General features: G+C 38.5%; 16 protein-coding genes. 8 read left to right on the top strand and 8 right to left on the bottom strand.

The genetic code is table 11. From position 1 onward, the window contains the following. Positions 1-482: 482 nt before the first annotated feature. The 6 genes from BS34_RS0111810 (at position 483) to BS34_RS0111785 (ending at position 7,898) form a co-directional block, all read left to right on the top strand. Positions 483-1,463: an AAA family ATPase gene (locus BS34_RS0111810; RefSeq protein WP_029408710.1), complete on the top strand. Its 981-nt coding sequence runs from the start codon at positions 483-485 to the stop codon at positions 1,461-1,463. Between the two features lie 78 nt (positions 1,464-1,541). Further along, complete coding sequence (locus BS34_RS0111805) at positions 1,542-2,477, top strand: DUF58 domain-containing protein (RefSeq protein WP_029408709.1); 936 nt, start codon at positions 1,542-1,544, stop codon at positions 2,475-2,477. An 11-nt stretch (positions 2,478-2,488) separates the two neighbouring features. Further along, a complete protein-coding gene (locus BS34_RS0111800; protein WP_029408708.1) occupies positions 2,489-2,998 on the top strand; it encodes a DUF4381 domain-containing protein in 510 nt (169 codons plus the stop codon). Then, entirely contained in the window at positions 2,998-4,023 is a 1,026-nt protein-coding gene (locus tag BS34_RS0111795) for a VWA domain-containing protein (RefSeq protein ID WP_029408707.1), read from the top strand. Before BS34_RS0111800 ends, BS34_RS0111795 begins: the two co-directional genes overlap by 1 nt. Positions 4,024-4,032: 9 nt before the next feature. Then, complete coding sequence (locus BS34_RS0111790) at positions 4,033-6,147, top strand: VWA domain-containing protein (protein WP_029408706.1); 2,115 nt, start codon at positions 4,033-4,035, stop codon at positions 6,145-6,147. Between the two features lie 5 nt (positions 6,148-6,152). Continuing rightward, complete coding sequence (locus BS34_RS0111785) at positions 6,153-7,898, top strand: BatD family protein (protein WP_029408705.1); 1,746 nt, start codon at positions 6,153-6,155, stop codon at positions 7,896-7,898. Between the two features lie 503 nt (positions 7,899-8,401). Here BS34_RS0111785 and BS34_RS0111775 read toward each other — a convergent pair. The 4 genes from BS34_RS0111775 to BS34_RS0111760 all read right to left on the bottom strand — a co-directional run bounded on the left by BS34_RS0111775 (position 8,402) and on the right by BS34_RS0111760 (position 13,420). Further along, complete coding sequence (locus tag BS34_RS0111775) at positions 8,402-10,564, bottom strand: AMP-binding protein (protein WP_029408703.1); 2,163 nt, start codon at positions 10,562-10,564, stop codon at positions 8,402-8,404. Positions 10,565-10,700: 136 nt separating this feature from the next. Beyond that, entirely contained in the window at positions 10,701-12,026 is a 1,326-nt protein-coding gene (locus BS34_RS0111770) for an MFS transporter (RefSeq protein WP_029408702.1), read from the bottom strand. A 93-nt stretch (positions 12,027-12,119) separates the two neighbouring features. After that, entirely contained in the window at positions 12,120-12,845 is a 726-nt protein-coding gene (locus BS34_RS0111765; RefSeq protein WP_029408701.1) for a DsrE family protein, read from the bottom strand. Between the two features lie 2 nt (positions 12,846-12,847). Continuing rightward, a complete protein-coding gene (locus tag BS34_RS0111760; RefSeq protein WP_084151656.1) occupies positions 12,848-13,420 on the bottom strand; it encodes an RNA polymerase sigma factor in 573 nt (190 codons plus the stop codon). 228 nt (positions 13,421-13,648) lie between these two features. Here BS34_RS0111760 and BS34_RS0111755 point away from each other — a divergent pair, with 228 nt between their 5' ends. Both BS34_RS0111755 and BS34_RS0111750 read left to right on the top strand, forming a co-directional pair. Then, a complete protein-coding gene (locus tag BS34_RS0111755) occupies positions 13,649-14,110 on the top strand; it encodes a DsrE family protein (protein ID WP_029408699.1) in 462 nt (153 codons plus the stop codon). Positions 14,111-14,194: 84 nt separating this feature from the next. Further along, positions 14,195-15,496: a porin family protein gene (locus tag BS34_RS0111750; protein WP_029408698.1), complete on the top strand. Its 1,302-nt coding sequence runs from the start codon at positions 14,195-14,197 to the stop codon at positions 15,494-15,496. Positions 15,497-15,845: 349 nt separating this feature from the next. Here the strand turns inward: BS34_RS0111750 and BS34_RS0111745 are convergent, their stop codons facing one another. The 4 genes from BS34_RS0111745 to arsJ all read right to left on the bottom strand — a co-directional run bounded on the left by BS34_RS0111745 (position 15,846) and on the right by arsJ (position 21,126). Further along, positions 15,846-17,909 carry a M3 family metallopeptidase gene (locus BS34_RS0111745; RefSeq protein WP_029408697.1) on the bottom strand — a complete coding sequence of 688 codons (2,064 nt, stop codon included), beginning with the start codon at positions 17,907-17,909 and terminating at the stop codon, positions 15,846-15,848. 148 nt (positions 17,910-18,057) lie between these two features. After that, a complete protein-coding gene (locus tag BS34_RS0111740) occupies positions 18,058-19,008 on the bottom strand; it encodes an IS110 family RNA-guided transposase (protein ID WP_029407270.1) in 951 nt (316 codons plus the stop codon). Between the two features lie 294 nt (positions 19,009-19,302). Beyond that, positions 19,303-19,722, bottom strand: coding sequence for a secondary thiamine-phosphate synthase enzyme YjbQ (locus BS34_RS0111735; protein WP_029408696.1), 420 nt, complete (start codon positions 19,720-19,722; stop codon positions 19,303-19,305). Between the two features lie 219 nt (positions 19,723-19,941). After that, the gene (gene arsJ, locus BS34_RS0111730; protein ID WP_029408695.1) at positions 19,942-21,126 is read right to left on the bottom strand and encodes an organoarsenical effux MFS transporter ArsJ; all 1,185 of its coding nucleotides are present in this window, start codon (positions 21,124-21,126) and stop codon (positions 19,942-19,944) included. Positions 21,127-21,154: the final 28 nt, after the last annotated feature.

Here is a 21,154-nt window from a genome sequence, read left to right as displayed (position 1 = left end):
CTAGCTATTCGCAAGTTGTCGCCCATCGGAAGTGCCCTTGGGGCACAACAAAAATCGGGTGAATTTTAACCATTTTTACTCGTACATACTCTCGTGCAAAGGTCTCATCTAATACCAACTTAAATTTAACGAATAACCAAACTAAACGTAATAAATTAATCGCTGTTAAACTTTACAAATACTGAGTTTATAGGCGTGACTTAAGATTGTTAGGCTATGATTTTCGAATCACTTTTATTTGTTTTTTTAACCTTCGTGCCTCTGTGTCTTCGTGGTTAATTTTACAATACTGGATAATCAATCACAAAATACGGATACCCGTAAATTGTTAATACCCTTCTAAAACATCGTCAATCAAAACGACTAGGCATAAACCATCATGATAAGGGTTTATGCTTAATTCAATTGGCAATTATTTTTATATGATTTAATATAGTGGCTTCAAGATACTTTGCAGATGCTATTAATGAATAGGAAATATTGTGTCAGATACGGTTCAATCCCAATTAGCAGAACGATTTCAAGCTTTAAAAAGCCATATTAACCAACATATTATTGGTCAAACTCACCTAACTGAACGCCTTTTACTGGCTTTATTGTCAGATGGACATTTATTGGTTGAGGGCCCACCAGGCCTGGCTAAAACCAAGGCTATTAAAGTGTTGTCTGACATGCTAGAAGGAAGCTTTCACCGTATTCAGTTCACCCCCGACTTATTACCTTCTGATATCACCGGTACTGATATCTATCGCCCTGAAACCGGAGAGTTTGTCTTTCAATCGGGCCCCATTTTCCATAATTTAATTTTAGCCGATGAAATTAACCGTGCTCCCGCCAAAGTTCAAGCGGCTTTACTAGAGGCAATGGGTGAAGGCCAAGTGAGTATTGGTAAACGTAGTCTGCCAATGGAAAAACTATTTATGGTTATGGCCACCCAAAACCCGCTAGAACAAGAAGGAACCTACCCTTTACCAGAGGCACAACTTGACCGTTTTATGATGCATGTCAATGTGGATTACCCGGATGCAAAAAGTGAACACAAAATTTTAGAATTGGTTGAAAACGAAGCTCGCCAAGCCACTCAAAAACCGATATTTGATGCCTTAACGCAAAATGACCTGTTTGCGGCTCGTGAGGCGATTCTTGACCTACATATGGCTGAATCTATCAAAACTTATATTGTAGAGCTAGTTATGGCAACCCGCCAACCTAAACGATACAGTGATGTATTAGATACGTGTATTAGTGTTGGAGTCAGTCCACGTGCCACCATTGCTTTATCACGTTGCGCACGAAGCCATGCCTGGTTAAGCGGTAAAGACTTTGTGAGTCCTGATGATGTTCAAGCAGTGATTCATGATGTTTTTCGTCACCGTTTGATTTTAGACTTTGAAGCAGAAGCTCAAGGGATATCTGTTGACGAAATTATTGACCAAATTCTTAATTTTGTTCCTGTTACTTAATTTTGACACTTGTTATTACTGATGTTATTTCGCTCGTTCAACTCATCATATCCAGACAAAAAGTAAAAGTTTGTGTCTATGTCTGATAAATCACAACAATCCGACTCCCTCTATAGCGAACTGCCAGACTTAGTTGCTTTTCGGTTTCACGTGAAACAAAAGAAACTCAATCACCAGCAAAACTTATTAGCGGCAAATAGTGGTGATCATCTGGCTATACGTAAAGGTCGAGGCATGACCTTTAGTGAAGTTCGTCAATATCAACCTGGGGATGATATTCGTCATATTGATTGGCGGGTAACGGCACGTACACAAAAAACTCACACTAAGGTGTTTGTAGAAGAGCATGAACGCCCTACATTATTAGTGACTGAACAAACACCCCACCTATTTTTTGGCTCTAAAGTACGCTTAAAAACAGCACAGGCGTTAAATCTTTCAGCCGTCTTAGCTTGGGTTTCGCTTAATCATAATGAACGCGTTGGAGGGATTACCTTTAACCACTTACAAACCTTGTGGATTCCACCAAGAAGAAGCCCCAAAACCGTATTACATCTTTTACAAAAGGGCATTGAGTTACAACACCAAATTAATCGCCCCATGGCACCGGATACCCAGGCCTGGGTAGATACCTTAACTCAATTAATAAAAGTGAATAAACCGGGAAATAAAGTGTTTTTAATTGGCGATATGATGCAACTGGTTAAACATGCTGCCCCTCAACTGCATAAGCTTAAACACAATACTGATATCACCGCGATTCATATATACGATAATTTAGAAAGAGAACTCCCTAAATTAGGTTGGCTAAGTATGACGCAAAGTTTTGTTGGCGATAAACTTATAAAACTCGACAGTTTTAGAGCAAAAACCCGTGACTCTTATAGTACTTTGTACAAAGAACAGTGGCATGAAACCCAAGAGCTGTTCTCTAAGCTCAAAATTCCATTGGTTGAAATTGGTACACACCAAGAACCGTTAATGGCATTGATTCAACACAAATTGATTCAGTAACGAGTAAGACCATGCAAACAAATAATCCTCTACTTGAACAACTTCGCGATATACAACTGCCTGACCCAGTAGGCTGGTGGCCGTTGGCATTTAGCTGGTGGATTTTACTGTTTAGTATTATCGCGATTATTACGGGGGCTATTTGGTATTACCTAGACTTACGTCGTCGTAATATTTACCGCCGTAGTGCTTTACAGCAAATAGACGAGATTATGCAAAAAACAGATATGAGTGATAACGTTAAAATCTCTGCTATTAATGCGGTGTTAAAGCGTGTGGCGCTCACCGCTTACGGCCGTTTAATTACTGCCTCATTACATGACCAGGCCTGGTTAGATTTTTTATCGGAAACGGCGAGTTATATTCCTCAACCTGACCACTTACAAGATGTTTTAAATTTTGCCTATAAACCAAGTTCTGAAGATAAAATCGACTTTACCCAAAGTAATCTTTCACCTAACCGGGCGTTAGAAATTTGGCGAGACTACGCCAAAAAATGGATTAAGGGACATCATCAATAATGGCTATGACGAACCTAATCGAAACCATCACTAATCTAAGCTTTGTGTGGCCGTGGATGATCGCTTTTTTACCGCTTCCTTGGATTATTCGTCGAGTCATTAAACCCCTCCATAAAGAGCATTCTCCGCTACTTGCGCCGCAAATCATTGCACGTATCGAAGACCAGTTGCCTACTGAAAACTTAATTGAAGCCGAACAACCAACCAAACGCATTCCTCTCATCGCCATACTGTTATGGATAAGTTTAATTATTGCGGCAACTCGCCCAGTTCTCTACCTAGATTCGACCCCCTTTAAAGTCAGTGGTAAAGAGTTGATTTTAGCGGTGGATTTATCTGGCAGTATGCAAAAAGCGGATATGTATTTAAATGGAGATGAAGTCAATCGATTAGTGGCCGTAAAATCGGTAGTCTCTGACTTTATTAATCACCGCCAGGGTGATCGAATGGGTTTAATTGTCTTTGGTACTCAAGCCTTTTTGCAAAGCCCATTAACCTACGATTTAAAAACCGTCAATACCTTACTAACCGAAGCCGAAATAGGCATGGCAGGAAATAATACCGCCATTGGTGATGCCATTGGTTTAACGCTTAAACACTTACATGAAACCCATAGTACAAAAAACGCCGTGCTGATTTTACTTACCGATGGTTCAAATACCGCAGGCACCGTAAATCCGTTAGATGCTGCTAGTAAAGCCCAACAAATGGGGTTAAAAATTTATACCGTAGGTGTCGGTCGTGTCAAAAGTCGTACGGGTTTAGACCTCTTTATGACCAATAAGTCGGATATGGACATAGACACCTTAACCAAAATTTCGGATTTAACAGGTGGTCAATTTTTCTTAGCAAATGACACGAATCAACTTGCTGAAATTTACCAAAAAATTAATGAACTTGAATCGGTTGAACATGAGATTTTTAACTATCGACTCCGCACCGAATTTTATCCATGGCCATTAGCACTGGCGTTGCTGTTTAGCGGATTATTAGCTTGGTCACAATTAAGAAAAGTGGGGGCATAGTAAGAGCACATGGAAGTATTAAATAGCATTCACTTTTTACGTCCTTGGTGTTTTTTGGCCCTGTTACCCATTGCCTGGCTAATTTGGCGTGCTTGGCAAGCCAATGCTAAACAAGGTGCCTGGCATAAAGTTATTGATCCCAAATTTCGTACTTTATTACTCGGTGAAGATAACTCTAATGAGCCTTCTGTAAATGAAAAAATAGGCTATTTAGGCATTACCACTGCATGGATTTTAGCGGTGTTAGCGCTTTCTGGGCCGTGGGTTAAATCTATTGAATTACCCGCTCAAAAAGCCCAACAAGGTGTGGTCATTGTTTTAGATTTATCGCTATCTATGTTGGCAGATGACTTAAGCCCTAATCGACTATCACGCGTTAAATACAAGTTAACCGACTTACTAAAACAGCATCCAGAATTTGCTACTGGCATGGTAGCTTATGCTAGTTCTGCACATACCATTAGCCCTATTTCTGAAGATAATAGAACCTTATTAAACTTATTGCCCAGTCTTAACCCCGTGATGATGCCTAATTATGGCGCTAACCCCCTTCTTGGTTTTGAAAAAGCCACCAAACTCTTTAAAGGGGCCAATATCACCCAAGGCCATATTTTATGGATTACCGATGATATTGAAAAACAAGAGGTGGAAACGGTTACCGATTGGTTCGATTCGCACGCCTATAGCATGACCGTTATGACGGTGGGTACCGATAGAGGTGGCGTGGTACAAATTCCTAATTACGGTTTGCTAAAAGATGAAGATGACAAACTGATTATGCCTAAGCTGCCTCTTCAGCGTTTTCAGCAACTTAGTCAAAATAGTGATATTGAGTGGATTCCTTTAATTCCAGGTGAAGGCAATGTAGCTGAGCTACTTCCCCAAAAACTAGCTGCCACTGACGATTCAAAATCTCAAGAAGGTAATGAAGGTAATGATCGTCAAAAAGACGTTAAACACCCTTTGGATATAGGTGCTTATTTCTTATTCTTAATTATTCCATTAGTTGCGCTTATTTTTAGAAGAGGCACCTTATTAGCATTCACCTTGGTTGTTATTGCTCCCACCGCCTTATTAACCCCTCAACCCAGTTATGCCAAAGATTGGTTAACCGAATTACCTTCACTCTCCTCTATGTTTAAATCACCAGACCAGCAAGGTTACGATGCCTGGAAAAAGAAAAAATATGAGGCCGCGGGTGCGCATTTTGAAAACCCTCAATGGCGTGCAAGTGCACTTTATCGCCAAGGAAAATATGCCGAAGCAGCCAAAATGTTCAATTTGGATAAATCGCCTACGGGTCACTATAATCGTGGCAATGCTTTAGCGCTTTCAGGAAGCCTTCAGGGCGCAAAAGAAGCTTATGAAAAAGCCTTACAAATTAAGCCTGATTTTAAAGATGCACAAGCTAATTTAGCCATTATCAATAACCTTTTAGCTCAAAAACCGCCAGAAAACAAACCCAAAAACCAGCAAAACCAAGATGATAAAGAGCAGAATTCTTCATCAAAAAATCAAAAGGGCCACACCCAAAATCAGGAAAATAACGCTGGTAATCAACAAGAGCAATCGTCAAACCCTTCTGATTCTGATGCTAGTTCAGATAAAAATTCAGATAATACCTCTTCAACCAATGCTAATGACAAGAGTGATAACTCCGGTAACGCAATCAATGAGTCCAACGGTTCTGGGGATTCTAATGATTCATCTCAACCATCACCAAACACATCAAAAAATCCACAATCCTCATCTAACTCTCAAGAAATGGGGAATCAAAACAGCAATAATCAAACACAGGGAGCTAATGACTTAGATAAGCCCGCTATTGCAGAAGGTGATAATTCTCAGGATGATAAAAAACCAAACCCAAAAGACCCAGCCTCTGAAATGTCGCCTACTAAGCTGGATGATGGTTCATCTCAATCAGCGCAATCAAAGTCATCCAAAACAACTGGAGAGGGTTCTAAGTCTAATCCTCGTCCTAAGCTCAGCGAAGAAGAACAAGCTAACCAAAACTGGTTAAAACAAATTCCAGATCAACCGGGGCTATTCTTAAAACGTAAATTTGAATATCAATTTCAGCAAAATCCTCGCAAGGATCAAGCTTCAGACAAACAGTGGTAAATATCATGAATCAACCAATTGTCATCACTTCTCGTCATTCACTACTCAATAAACTACCAGGCCTGGTGTTATTAATGTGCTTAACGCTTTATTCTGCTTTTGGCTGGGCGGATTCTATTACCGTGAAAACTGATCGCCAAAATGTAGAATTAGGCGATATTGTGACTTTAACCATTGATACCGATTTTCAAACTAGCGACAGTAAACTTGATTTAAGCACGTTAAAAGACCAGTTTGATGTCATCAACAAGCAACAAAGCAATCAAATTTCTATTGTGAATGGTAGCTATAGTTCTCATACTATTTGGCGTATACAAATACTCCCTAAACAAGTTGGCACCCTAATGATTCCGCCATTTGAGATTAATGGAGTTAAAAGCCAGCCCTATCCTATTAAGGTTACAAAAGCCCAATATAGTGATGATAACCGTCCCTACTTTTTAGAATCTAGTGTTGATAAAACCCAAGCTTATGTTCAAGAACAAATTATTTACACACTACGTTTCTATCATAAAGGCAGTTTAGTCAATGGGAATATTCGCCCACCACAATTTGGTAATGCCCTGGTTGAGTCTCTCAAAGAACAATCTGTTTATGGTAAAACCATTAATGGTCAACAATATACGGTTTATGAATGGCAATATGCTTTGTTTCCTCAGTCAAGCGGCGACTTTGCCATTTCTGCACCCTCTTTCACAGGCGTTTTACATTTAAGAGGTAAACAAAAAGGGGTTCAGTCGGTTGCCAAAAAAATGGTTATAAAAGTATTACCTGCGGTTAAAAATCCACAAGGCTACTGGTTACCTGCTCATTCACTATCGCTTACTCAAAAATGGCAAAATCTACCAGACACCATTCGTGTAGGTGATAGTTTGCGCCGAATTATTACACTTGAGGTTGATGGCTTAAAAGAGAGTCAACTTCCAACGATTACCACTCAAAATGGACAAAACTATAAAGTCTATGCTGACGAAGCAAAAAACAATCAAACTCTTTCTGAAAAAGGGGTTCACAGTATAAAGGTGATTTCTCAAGCTATCGTACCCACTCAAGAAGGGACCTTAACGCTTCCTGATGAAAAAATCACTTGGTGGAATACTCAGACCCAACGCCTAGAAACCACGGTACTCAAAAGTCAGCCCTTAACCATTTGGGCGGCGGATCCAAGCAACACGAATATTCCCCCTGTCACTCAAACTACATCCAATACAAACAAGGCAGAAAATGCCCTTAATCAAGGTAAAAACCAAGAGTTAAATAATCAATATATTCGACCTAACTACAGCCAGGTACCGGAACAAGCCAGCGTGCTTTTAATTCCATTTTGGGTTTGGCCAATTATGTTAGCCGTGGTTATTTCATTATGGCTTATAACGTTATTATTACTATTACGAACTCGTAAACAAATAAACGCTTTGCAATTGACTATTGGTAAAAATCCAACAGTGATTACTGAAAATGGCAGTGTACAACAGAGCTTTAATCATCAGTGGTGTGAGATGCCTTTACCCTCTTTTTATAAAGAACTTTTAAGACAGCTACATGATGATCTAAACATTAACAATGTCGATGCAATACCTAATGAGAAGCTAAAGGCAGCCATCTTTCAATTAGAAGCTCATCTTTTTGCAGGACAAAATCTAGATGACAGAACGCAGCAAACAATCTGTGATAACTGGGCATCACTCATTACTCGACACAATACACAAGCCAAAAAGAAAGGCGAATTAACCGATTTATACCAAAACTAAGCCTTATTTAAAGCTACCAGGCCTGGTAGCCTTGGAAAAGGCAATAACACTGAATTATTTGTAAACGCTTAGATTTAATCAGACAGTGAAGTCACCCCAGAGTTAGTGTCCAACTTTTTGGGGTCACTTCATAGTACAGCGATTGAGAAGCCTTTTTAAATATTAGCCGTTGCCTTAAATATTGTCACTCAGGCTTCCCGTTACTTTTTGCAATTTGGCAAAAAAGTAACCAAACGAAGAACTTGGCTGCAGAGACAAGAAAAAACAAACCCCACTCCATAAATGGGCAAGTTCTAAGCTTGTGAACTGAAAACGCTGAACTCGCTGGTGCCCCGTAGGAAATGCCCTTGGGGTACTCAAACAGCAGCGTTTCTTTACCGTTCACTACACTAAGAACCTTGCACCATTTATTACAAGGGGACTTATGGCCTTTGTCCAAGCTACAATATTAAGCATCACAAGAGTGAAAATGATTCAAATCTCATTAAAGATAAAAATAGTCGTTAACTACTAAAATGTCGTTCTGCTATTTTTTGTACTTCTGGATAATTAGTTTTACCCGTACCTAAAACTGGAACAGCTTCTACTAAGATAACTGTCTTCGGAATCATTAACTCAGAAACTAGAGCATCTTTAGCGGCATCTGTAACGGTTTTTCTGCTTAAGGTATTGTCATCAGTCACTAACACCAATTGCTCGCCTTTACGCTCATCTGGCACGGCTACAACCACATGATGGCCTTCTGGACTTGCCTTATTAATGTAAGTTTCAACTGCGGTTAATGAAACCATCTCGCCGCCAATTTTGGCAAAACGTTTAGCACGCCCTTTTATCCAAACAAAACCATCACTATCAACTTCAACAATATCACCTGTATCATGCCAACCACCTTCTGGTGGTTGCAACAGGCCTGGTTTATCTGGCATTAAGTAACCCAGCATGATATTGGGCCCTTTTACATGTAAACGACCACCTTCTTCAATCCCGGGGACAGGTTCTAAACGGTGTTCAACCGCAGGTACAAATTGACCTACCGAACCATGTTTGTAGGCAGTGGGAATATTGACCGCTAGCACGGGGGTCGTTTCTGTTACGCCATAACCCTCATAGATAGGTTGATGGTATTTACTAGCGTAAACCTCACGAGTTTCTGGACGTAAACGCTCAGCACCTGCAATTAAGGCACGAATACTATAAAAATCAAAATTATCTGCTTTACGGGCATAACCACTAAAAAAGGTGTCTGTTCCAAATATATAACGTGAGTTAGTTTGGTAAACCATCTCTGGAACAATCCCGTAATGCACCGGCGAAGGATACATATAGACTTGAGCACCTTTTAATATTGGCCACAACATACCTGCAGTCAGCCCAAAACAGTGAAACGTAGGTAAAGCATTAAATATTTTTTCAGTTGGTAATAGGTTGAGCATGGCATTAATTTGTTCAATATTGCTCACCAAATTATTATGCGAAAGCACAACCCCTTTTGGCACCCCTTCAGAACCTGAAGTAAACAAAACAACCGCTTCATTTTCAGCCGACACTTTGTAACCTGGTAAAGATTTTGGAGGCGTTACCAGGCCTGCTAACTTTGAACCTAATCCAATCGTTTCACGCACGTCTTCTAAATAGAGGAAACACACATTTTCAGACAATGCATCAACTAACGGTTGAATTTCAAACGCCTCAACAAACTTTCTAGAGGTCACAATCGTTTTTAGTTCTGCGGTTGTGCAGGCTGATTGAATCGCCGCTTGTCCAGCAGTAAAGTTAATCATAGCAGGCACATAACCATAGGCTTGCAAGGCAAAAAATGTGGCTGGCATACCCGATACATTCGGTAGCATTAACCCTACACGCTTTTCATCTGTTAATTGTTTTTGTAATGCCTTACCTAAAATAACCGAAGCTTGAGTCAATTTTTTTAGACTTAATTTCGCCTCATTAATATCTTCAATCACTTGTGCTTTTGCTTGATATTGGCCTTTAGCCGCCAGCAGTTTTGAAAAGATAGATTCAGATTTAACTGCACCATAGTAGCCGCCATCACGCAGTAAATTGAAAACAATACTTTTATAAAACTTATGTTTTTTAGAACCCTTAATAGCAGGGTCTAACTTAATTTCCGCAAAAGGTTGAATGCTAAGGGTAATTTTAGGAAACCAAAAACGTTTAATAAACGCATATTTTGTTCCATCTAAATATGAAAAACGGCTATAAAGAGCGCCTCCAATATTTACTGGCAATACGGCTGCATTGGTTTTTTCAGCGACTAAACCTGTTCCTTCATACACTTTCATTATTGCGCCAGTAGTGGTGATTCTTCCCTCTGGAAATATCATGCATTGACGGCCTTTTTTAAGTTCGTCAATCATATGTTTGGCAGCGTACGCACTATGAATGTCAACAGTAAAAAAGTGGCTCATCGATAAGATAAAACGCTCAGTCCACTTTTTAGTGTGGGACTTATCGACCATAAAAGTCGTTTCACCTGGAATAAACAAATCAAGTAAAGGACCATCCAGTAAAGAGACATGATTGGCAATGATTAACACCGGTCGCTCACTTTCAATGGCTTTTTGGTAGTTATCTAACCCCTTTACCTCCACACGATAAATAAGCTTAAATAACCCTTTTACGATTAGTTTAAATAACCACTTCATTCAAAATCCTATCTTTTCTTTAAAACGCCTCTTTGCGCTTTAATATTGTTCTTTGTCTTTGTTCTTTATCTTAGTCTTTGTAACTTTTTCGTTTCAACAAAATATGACACTTGGGCTTAGCTTTGTGAGTTCAATTTTATTGCGAAGCTAAAAACCTTTTTGCAAAAAGTAGTGCGACTAACAATACATTCACAGCCGCCAATATCATTAACATATTGAGTAAACTTAGCTCAAAAGCAAAACCTATCATTAATAATATCGCTGAAAGCACCATTAATAATGCGTTCATTATGTTGTTAACAGCGACCATTCTAGCACGTACCGAATTAGGTGTATGCGTTTGCAATAGTGTGTAAAGCGGCACAATATAAGCCCCTCCCAGTACTGCCAGCATTCCTAATGCAAAAAAACTGATATTAGCGGGCCAAATAACGATAAATTCTAAGAAATTTAAAAGCGTTTCATGTGGAACATTTTGTGCGGCGGCTAACTCAACAAAATCGGTATTCTCAATACTTATTACCGTTATCAATAAAGACAAGGACATGCCTAGTAACATCAGCCAATGCCATCTAATATGCACTTGTGAAGACATAAATTTAGAAACTAAACCTGCTCCTACGCCAATTCCAATTGAAAACAAGGTTAAGTAGGCGATAACAACATTGTCATTAGCTTGTAAGTCATATTTAACTAAGGTTGGCATTTGACTGAGTAAAACAGCGCCAATAAACCAAAACCAAGAAATTGCCAGAACAGAGAAAAAAGCCGTTTTGTAATTAAGGCTTTCTACAATCATTGAGCGAGTACTTTTAAATATATTTAACTCTATCTGCAAAGTGTTATCTGCCGCTTGACCTTGTTGCACTTGTAAACTGATTAGATAACCAATAATTGCGACCACAATAACCGCAACAGACATGACCTTTAAACCGTCTTCTAAAAGAACACCAAACCCACCCAAAATAGTGCCAAGAAGAATTGCGATAAAGGTAGAACCACTAAATAGTCCATTACCTTTTATTAAGGCATTATCTGTTAGTATTTCAGGCAAAATAGAATACTTAATAGGCCCAAAAAAAGCAGACTGACTACCCATTAAAAACAACGTTAAAAACAGTAACCAGAGATCCTGACTTAATAAAGCTATTGCACCCAATCCCATGATTAAGACTTCAGCCAATTTAATTTTTTTTATCAGAATATATTTAGGGTAGCGGTCAGCAATTTGACCCGCTAAAGATGAGAATAAAAAAAAGGGTAAAATGAATAACCCTGCCGCTAAGGTAATTAATAAACCCGTATCACCAGCAGAGTTTGATAACCGAAAAGTAATCAACATGACCAAGGCATTTTTGAATAGATTATCATTAAAAGCGCCTAAAAACTGTACCCAAAACAGCGGGTAAAAGCTTCTATTTATTAACAAACATCGTTGCTCTGGTTTTGGCGTATTAATCATTTATAAATTCATATTGGTAATATTTAGATTAGTTTACCTCATATCGTCTTTCCGACATATCCAAAATAATATCAACTCCATCAAGTAGCGTTATTAAATTTTAATATAGTTCCAACCAGACTTTAGTCTTTCCACTACGGCATCTATCGCGGGTTTATCTTTCTTAACTTGCGGTAAAACGGTTATTGGTCTTCCCTCTTTTTTGGCACGTTCTAATGCTCTTTTACAGGCAAACAGTGTCAAATTTGGGTATTTACCCACCAATCTCAACAACTCTTTACTATTGGGATTATTGACATCAAACAACTCAACCCCTTTATAGTTTGAAATAAGGTCAACTCTAATGTTGGGATCAGAATCATCTAATAAGCTTTCAATTTGTTTAATGGTTTTTTGCTCTTTTTCAGGGAGGTCAGAATCTAAATGTACCAGATAATTCTGTGAACTTTCTGCAACGGTTTGATGCATCATCGGCGAATCCGCCAAATTATTAGCCATATACAACTTTAAAGCACCTGAACCGATTAACAAACCCAAAAAAAGTGAAGCAGCGGCAGCTTTTGAAGTCGTCCACCAAGGCGTATGTTTGTTTTCCAACGTATGTTTGTTTTCAAAATTAGGTAGTTTGCTATTAACCGGTTTAGGTATATTCTCGGTATAAGCTAAAGACATTTTAGTTTTTAGTTGATTAAGCTCTTCAAGCTTCTCTTTAAGCTTTAAATCTACCGCAATCGCCGCTTCCACTTCGGCTGCTTCTTCATAACTCAATTCACCGTCTATATAAGCGTGCAAATGATAAGTTTCAATAGAATGTTTCATCTCTATCTCCGCAATGGAACAATGTTGGTTCCATACTTTTCAATGTGTTTCATACGTTTTAACAGACTCTCACGCCCTCGTGAAATTCTGCTCATAACCGTGCCAATGGGGGTTGCTGTAATATCTGCAATTTGTTGGTAACTAAACCCTTGTAAATCTACCAAAGCAATGGCCTCTCTCTGTTCAAAAGGTAAACTTGCCATTGCCTTATATAAACATTCTGATTTTTGTTGAGCAATCATCTCAGTTTCACTGCAATCCTTAGAAAAAAATTCATCGATTTCATTCTCATTTGTCCACTGCCATCGTTTGTTAAAACGCATAACATCTAAAAAAGTATTTCGCATGATTGTGGCAAGAAATGCGTCTAAATGCTCTAAATTTTCAATATCATTAGATTTTTCTAAGGCTTTCAGCAAAGTCTCTTGAACCAAATCTTCCGCTTGAGCTGGTTGGTGACACCAAGCATACGCCAAACGATATAAGTTTTGGTATTTCTCTGCAAATAATGCATTTAATTTTCGTTTTTTTTGTTTGTCCCCAAACAAATTTTTAACCTTAATGGATAACGTCATAGTGGTTTTTATTTCTTATTCAAATTAGCTCTTTTTTGATACTAATCTATAAATTTTTATTTGTAAAACCTTTTATATATTAGCAATTTACGATATTTAAAAAGTTGTTAGGCCAATAAAATCTTTCATCTTAAATCAATGGAATAATTTATTCGGTTCAAACGTTTACTAGTTAAGCGCGCCAAATTTTGAACCAAAATAAGAACCAAAATAATCAAGGAAATTTTTATGAAAAAACTCAATTTAGTCAAACTGATGGGCTTTATGTTTGCTCTATTTACATCACTCCCTAGCAATGCAGCTCCCCAAAAAGAGGCTCCCTTACCTGATACCTTTGCAGAACATAAAATTGTTTTGCAAATTAGTGACAACAATCCTTTTAAACAAACCTTAGTTCTAAACGTTGCTGGGAATCTTCAACGTTACTACGGTGCTGATAATGTTGATATTGAAGTAGTGGCCTTTGGTCCTGGTTTACGCCTCTTATTTGACGGTAATGTGAATACTCCACGTATTAAGATTTTAATGGATTCTGGTGTTCGTTTTAGTGCCTGTGAAAACACGATTAAAAACATGGCAAAAAAACTTGGCCATAGACCTGAACTTCAAGAAGGGGTAACTAATGTCGCTGCGGGTGCAGGCCGAATTTTGCAACTTAATGCCGCTGGATGGCAGGTTTTAAAACCTTAATCAAAGACACGTAAATAACTATCAAGACAAAAAAATAAAAGATAAAAAACAATTAGCAACCTTAGAGAGATAAAGAGAATAAATATGAAGACAATTACCCAATTTAATAAAACAGGCCTAATTTTAGCGATTACCACCGTACTTTGCAGTACTCAGGTTCAAGCAGCAAACTGGTTAATGTTACAAGGGACTGAAAAAAACGATCAAGCTCCTAGAGCTAAAGTATGGGGGTTTGCACAAATTGATTATCAACAAACAGATGATACAAAGCTTAAAGCAGGGCCTGGTATTGGACAATCAGCAGCCTTTAACCAATTAGCACCACAGCTAACGAATGCTAGCGGTTTTAATATTAAGCGTGCTCGTATTGGGGCACGTGGTGCCAACTTTCCGTTAGATAAAGATGTTAACTACTTTTTAATGATGGAATTTGGTAACAACGGTATCACAACAGGAGGCAAAGCTTCACAAGGCCAACTCACTGATGCCAGTATTACAATTAACAAAATCCCAGGTGCTCGTATTCGTGCAGGTCTATTCAAAACACCTGGTTCAGAAGAATCTTTTAAAGGGATTCCAGTCTTTAACTACGTTAATTTTACTAATGGGACAGGTCGTTTACTTGTTGAACGTTTCTTCACAAATTCATCAGGTGATACCGCTCGTAAATCATCTGTTGGTGCCGTTAGAGATACCGGTGTTCAGATCTTTGATTCTTTTAAAACAGGTGAGTGGGAAACTAGCTACGCCGCTATGTTTGGTAATGGTAATGGGCTTGCATTACAAGATAACGATAATGATAAAGATACCTACCTCTACCTTTCTACTGAAAAGGCTTTCGGGAAATCTAAAGGGCCACGCAGTCATAGTATGAAGTTCTATGCTTGGAGTCACAATGGAAAACGCACGATTGATGGTACATCAGGACACAAGCTAGATCGTGCTGGTTTAGGTGCAACCTATTTTGATGGTAAATACCGTGCAGCCGCTGAATATATTACCGCTGACGGCATGATTTATAACGGAACAACTGGGGCAAGAACCCCTGCAAACGGGGGAACTTTTAGTGTTCTCAAAGATCAAAAGGCAGATGCCTACCAAATTGACCTAGGTTATCGTGTAATGCCTAATATGGAACTAAACGCACGTTATGATGTTTTAAATTCTGCGACAGATTCGAATGGTGATGGAGGTGCGACGGCTAAACGTGTTTTCACTACAACCACATTGGGTGCTCAGTACTTCTTTAATAAAAAGACATCGGTACGTTTAAACTATGAAATCCGTAATATTGATGCACCAAATACTCCGGCATCTTCCGCTGTTCATACTATCCTTGATAGTATAGACAACCGCCTTTCTGCACAATTAATGATGGTATTTTAATATTGACTCATCACAAATAAAAAAAGCCTACAATCTCTGAAAGCCTTATAGAGACCTTTGCACGAGATAGGTGCGAAAGAAAAATGAGAGAAAATTTGCTTGATTGCGGCGGAAAACGCAGGGAATAGCTAGCTATTCGCAAGTTGTCGCCCAACGGAAGTACCCTTGGGGTACAACAAAAATCAGGTGAATTTTAACCATTTTTACTCGCGCATACTCTCGTGCAAAGGTCTCTTATATATTCATTCTTGTTGTATTGGTTCATTTTAGCTCTAAGATAAACCAATTTGCCTTTACTCTTTTGAGTAAAGGCTTTTTTCTTTGTAATAATTCATAAACCATAGATATTTTAAGCCGCAATCCCACTGTGTCTTAATAACGCATCAATCTCTGGTTCACGACCTCTAAAGGTTTTAAACAATACCATCGGATCAATTGAGCCACCTGCCGCTAAAATGGTGTTTTTAAAGTGCATACCTGTCTCTGCATTTAAAATACCCGTTTCTTCAAACAGACTAAAGGCATCTGCTGATAAAACTTCTGCCCATTTGTAACTGTAATAACCTGCCGCATAACCGCCTGCAAAAATATGGCTAAAGCTGTGTAATTGTCGAGCGTAACTTGGTGGTTGTACCACCGCTACTTCATCTCTAATTCGTTTAGCAATATCTAAAACACCTTCTGGTGATTCTGGGTTATAAAAGGTGTGTAAATCAAAATCCACCAATGCAAATTCAATTTGGCGTAACATCATCATCGCTGACTGAAAACCACGGCCTTTTTGCAGTGCTTCAAATAAATCATTAGGTAATATTTCACCCGTTTCAACATGTGAAGAGATGAAATCTATTCCTTCACGCTCCCAACAAAAGTTCTCCATAAATTGCGATGGTAATTCAACTGCATCCCACGGCACACCTGCAATACCAGAAATATCTAACTGTTCCATTTTGGTAAATAAGTGGTGAATCCCGTGACCAAACTCATGAAATAACGTAGTCACTTCATCATGGGTTAAACAGGCTTCTGCATCGCCAATAGGTGGTGTAAAGTTACACACTAAATAGGCTACTGGTGTTTGTAATTGACCATTAGGATGTTTCCAGCGTGTAATGGCTGAATCCATCCAAGCACCACCGCGTTTATTTTCACGGGCGTATAAATCTAAATAAAAATGCCCAATCACTTGATTAGTATCATCGGTTAATTCAAAAAACCGCACATCTTCATGCCAAGTCTCAACACCTGTTTTAATATTAATTTTAATACCAAATAAATTTTGAGTAATTGAGAACAAACCCTGTAAAACTTTTTCTACGGGGAAGTAAGGGCGTAGTTTTTCTTGTGAGAGCGAAAGTGTTTGGTTTTTAAGTTTTTCAGATGCATAGGTCACATCCCAAGGTTGAAAATCTTCAATGCCAAGTTCCGTTTTAGCAAAGGCTTTTAGGGTGGCTAATTCTTGTTGAGCCTGTGGTTTTGACTTAACCGCTAAATCTCTTAAAAAACCTAAAACCTGATCAGTTGACTCTGCCATTTTGGTGGCTAATGAGTATTCTGCATAATTTTCAAACTCTAATAGAGTCGCTAATTGATAACGGTCAGCACGAATAATTTCAATTAATTCACTATTATCAAACTCGGTATTATCTGCCTGGTCTGAGGCACGAGTTGAGAATGCCTTATAAACTTCAGCTCGTAATTCTCTATTGTCTGCATGGGTCATAACCGCTAAATACGACGGAAAATCTAACGTAACACACCAACCTGTTAACGACTTTTGCTCTGCTAATTGCTGTAATAGCCCTATTGCCGATTCTGGCAGGCCTGCTAATTCTTTTTTATCTTCAATATGCTTTGACCAAGCCTGGGTTGACTTAAGCACGTTATTACCAAACTGACTGCTATTTTGTGATAAACGCTGTTTTAACTCTTTATAGATAGCTTGCTTCTCGGCTGGCAAAGCAATACCGCTTAAACGAAAGTTACGCAGTGCATTTTCAATGACTTTTTTCTGTGCAAGATTGTAATCTGGGTACTCTTCACTCTGTGAAATAGCATTGAACTTTTTATATAGACCCGCATTTTGTCCATTCTCAGTGTAATACTGCGTTACCTTCTCTAAACAGTTGGTATAGGCTTTATGCCAATCGTCACTGTTCATAACCGCATCTAAATGCCCAACAGGCCCCCACACTTTTTCAAAACGATTATCGATGCTCTCAAGAGGTTCTACAAAATTTTTCCATGTAGGCTCTTGCGTTGAAGCAACTAGGTCATCAATGACTTGTTTATTTTCGGCCAACAGTTGTGAAACGGCAGGTTCAATATGTTCCACGTGAAACGCATTAAATTCTGGAAAATGTGAATCCGATAAAAAAGGGTTTGGAGTTACTGCTATTGAAGATTGTGTCATAAGGAATAGGTCTTTTAATTGGTCTTTTATTTGAATATTTGTATAGGCTATTAACTGATAAAGTTAATGATATAGCGCATATCTATTTGTATGGGTATTTATTAAATATTCAACTCAATTTACCAGATACCGTGTTTGATTTTCATAGTCAAGCACCAATCTTATATTCTGGATCAAAGGGTTTACCACTCTTCAGAATAGCATAAACCAGATGAATTAATTTGCGCATTACCGCGGCAACTATCTTCTTACCTGCAACCCCTCTTTTTCTCAGATTGTCTGCAAAGGATTTTAAGACAGGGTTGTATGCAATACTATTTACCGCAGGCATGTAGAGACACTTCCTTAAATTTGCATTGCCCATTTTTGAAAGCGATGAGCGATTTAAACTACTACCCGATTGCTGTATTTGTGGAACAAGACCAGAGTAACAGGCTAAGGCCTTTGCATTATCAAAACGATAAATGTCTTTGATATGAGTGATGAGTTCAATCGCTGTTTTTTCACCCAGTCCTTTAATGGACTTTAATAATGCCATCTGCTTAGCCAATTCAACATCCTGTTGAACGCAGCCTTTCATTTGGGATTGAATCTTTTCAATCTGCTTTTCTAACTGTTTAATCTGAGCTATTTGAATTTTCTGTACTTCAATTTCTGTCGAACTTTGCATTTGGTTTTTAATGCGGGTTTTTGTTTGAATTAACAAGGATTGAAGTGCTGAGAACTCTTGTAGCTTAGCGATAATCGGACTGTCAGGCTGCCAAGGTTTGAGTTTGTGTACTTCACAAAAATCTGCGATGAGCTTAGCATCTTCACTGTCGGTTTTAACACGCTTTAGTTTGGATTGTGCATGATGTTTGATTTTAAATGGGTTGATCACATACACAGGGTATTCTTGTTCGTAAAGATGCAATGCGAGGCCTAAATAGTATTTCCCGGTGGCTTCCATCGCGATGTGTGGAGAATCAAAAAGGCTCATCCATTTGATAAACTTTTTAAACCCCGCTGGGGTGTTATTAAAAGTGACACTTTGCTTTTGAGTTGAAACCGCTACGTCAAAGGTGTCTTTGCTGATGTCTATGCCGATGTATATTTTCATGTTCGAAATACCTATTTTATGCTAGGATTTAATTTCGTTTAGTAAGTTCACACTATGGCTATACTAACCTTATGAATACAGGCTAGGAGTCTTGTCCTGCCTAAGATACCGTTCAGTTTATAGTGTGTGGGGATAAAGGTCTTAATCTGATAACCTGGATCACTCTGGGTGTCATTGGCCTGGTAGCAAGATCTCTTTATCCCTTTACTAAGCGTCCTTAATAAATTCTCCACTTCTGGAGAACACTTTCAACATATAAGGCCTGGTAAATTAAATAGTTAAATCCAGTGACGATTACTCGCCTTGAATCGTTATTACCAATGTTCTTGAACCACCCTGATTACGGTGTTCACATAAATAGATACCTTGCCAAGTCCCTAGGTTTGGAGAGCCATTGGTAATTGGAAGCGTTAAATCAAATCCTAAAAGGCTACTTTTTAAGTGTGCAGGCATATCGTCTGAACCTTCATAGGTATGAGTAAAATACGGTTTATTTTCAGTCACAACATCATTAAAAAAGCTTTCAAAATCATCACGCACAGAGGGATCAGCATTTTCATTAATGGTGAGTGATGCGGAGGTATGCTTAATCAGGATATGCATTAAGCCAATATTAATATCACGCAGTTCTGGTAAGTTAGAAAGAATTTCATTGGTAACTAAATGAAAACCTCGTGGCTGTGGCTTTAAGGTAATTGTTTTTTGAATCCACATAATTGCGACCTTATTATTCTAGGATTTGTGATTGATATTTTTATAAGTTAACCACGAAGTCACGAAGACACGAAGATTGATTGGGAAAAAGATATAAGGAAACCGTTAGAGAATTATAACTCAGCTGAGACATTCATCGAATATCCTCTAACTTTCAACTCTTTAATCTTCGTGACTTCGTGTCTTCGTGTTAATAAAGGTTGTAGTGAGATAACTATCTTAAGAGCTGGGTACTCTTAATACCAGGCCTGCTGACATTATAATGAAAACGGTTGAAAACATTAAGCAGGCTTCCATTCCAAATGTTTGATAAACATAACCTGACAACACCGTACCCATTAAGCGACCGCCGGCATTTGCCATATAGTAAAAACCTACGTCTTTTGAAGCCCCATCTTCATTGGCCATTGACACAATTAAGTATGAATGTACTGCCGAGTTAACGGCAAAAAACAGCGCAAACAGACCTAACCCAATAATAATCACTAATTGTGGGCTATTAGATAATTGCCAAGCCATAACTAAAGGGACTAGTGCTAAAGCTAAAGCCAGTTTCATAGCCGTGCTGACTGTTGGATTACTATTTTGTTTTTTCGATAAGCTGAGTATTCTTGGTGTACTAGCTTGTATGAACCCATAACCAATGACCCATAAGGCCATAAAGCTTCCAACCTCATGAAAGCTCCACCCTAATACACCTTGTAAATAGATTGGTAAGGCCACAACAAACCAAATATCACGTGCACCAAACAAGAAGAACCGGGCGGCAGACAACCAATTAATGGCAGCCGATTTTGAAAACATTTCATTAAATTTGCTCTTACTTTTAGATTTACCTAAAGACCCATCTAAAAATAATAGTGAGACAATTAAGGCCACTAATAACATTGCAGACATCACCCACATTGAATTAGCAAAACCAACCCATTCAAGCAACACTGCACCTAAAAAGAAGCCAACGCCTTTTAATGCATTTTTAGAACCCGTTAATAAACTAACCCATTTATAGAGCGTTCCATCAGCATCACTCGCCAAAGATTTAATACTACTTTTGGCACTCATTTTATTTAAGTCTTTAGCTATACCGGATAATGCCTGAGCCGCCATCACATAGACAACCCCTAGCCATTCATTAGGGACCGTTAACATAAGAAGAGCAATTATTTGCAGGCTCAGACCAATATTCATGGTGACATTAAGCCCTAACCTTGCGCCTAACCAACCCCCAACTAAGTTGGTTACAATGCCAAAAAATTCATAAAACAAAAACAGCATAGCAATCTCTAATGGGGAATAACCAAGCTGATAAAAATACAATAAAACCAACATGCGTAAAGCACCATCAGTTAATGTATAGGCCCAATAATTGGCCGTCACAATGGCATATTGTTTGGTTGCATTCATTTGTAAAACCTTTTTCCTAATCCAAATT

The organism is Thiomicrorhabdus sp. Milos-T2 (assembly GCF_000702325.1).
Classification (GTDB): Bacteria; Pseudomonadota; Gammaproteobacteria; order Thiomicrospirales; family Thiomicrospiraceae; genus Thiomicrorhabdus.
The sequence above is the reverse complement of the archived record's forward strand: the minus strand, read 5'-3'. Positions and strand labels throughout refer to the sequence as shown.

Coding starts and splice junctions, on each gene's coding strand:
- BS34_RS0111740 (WP_029407270.1), bottom strand. CDS start 19,008: ATGAAAATATACATCGGCATAGACATCAGCAAAGACACCTTTGACGTA.
- BS34_RS0111805 (WP_029408709.1), top strand. CDS start 1,542: ATGTCTGATAAATCACAACAATCCGACTCCCTCTATAGCGAACTGCCA.
- BS34_RS0111800 (WP_029408708.1), top strand. CDS start 2,489: ATGCAAACAAATAATCCTCTACTTGAACAACTTCGCGATATACAACTG.
- BS34_RS0111770 (WP_029408702.1), bottom strand. CDS start 12,026: ATGATTAATACGCCAAAACCAGAGCAACGATGTTTGTTAATAAATAGA.
- BS34_RS0111785 (WP_029408705.1), top strand. CDS start 6,153: ATGAATCAACCAATTGTCATCACTTCTCGTCATTCACTACTCAATAAA.
- BS34_RS0111795 (WP_029408707.1), top strand. CDS start 2,998: ATGGCTATGACGAACCTAATCGAAACCATCACTAATCTAAGCTTTGTG.
- BS34_RS0111750 (WP_029408698.1), top strand. CDS start 14,195: ATGAAGACAATTACCCAATTTAATAAAACAGGCCTAATTTTAGCGATT.
- BS34_RS0111735 (WP_029408696.1), bottom strand. CDS start 19,722: ATGTGGATTCAAAAAACAATTACCTTAAAGCCACAGCCACGAGGTTTT.
- BS34_RS0111775 (WP_029408703.1), bottom strand. CDS start 10,564: ATGAAGTGGTTATTTAAACTAATCGTAAAAGGGTTATTTAAGCTTATT.
- BS34_RS0111765 (WP_029408701.1), bottom strand. CDS start 12,845: ATGAAACATTCTATTGAAACTTATCATTTGCACGCTTATATAGACGGT.
- BS34_RS0111755 (WP_029408699.1), top strand. CDS start 13,649: ATGAAAAAACTCAATTTAGTCAAACTGATGGGCTTTATGTTTGCTCTA.
- BS34_RS0111745 (WP_029408697.1), bottom strand. CDS start 17,909: ATGACACAATCTTCAATAGCAGTAACTCCAAACCCTTTTTTATCGGAT.
- BS34_RS0111760 (WP_084151656.1), bottom strand. CDS start 13,420: ATGACGTTATCCATTAAGGTTAAAAATTTGTTTGGGGACAAACAAAAA.
- BS34_RS0111790 (WP_029408706.1), top strand. CDS start 4,033: ATGGAAGTATTAAATAGCATTCACTTTTTACGTCCTTGGTGTTTTTTG.
- arsJ (WP_029408695.1), bottom strand. CDS start 21,126: ATGAATGCAACCAAACAATATGCCATTGTGACGGCCAATTATTGGGCC.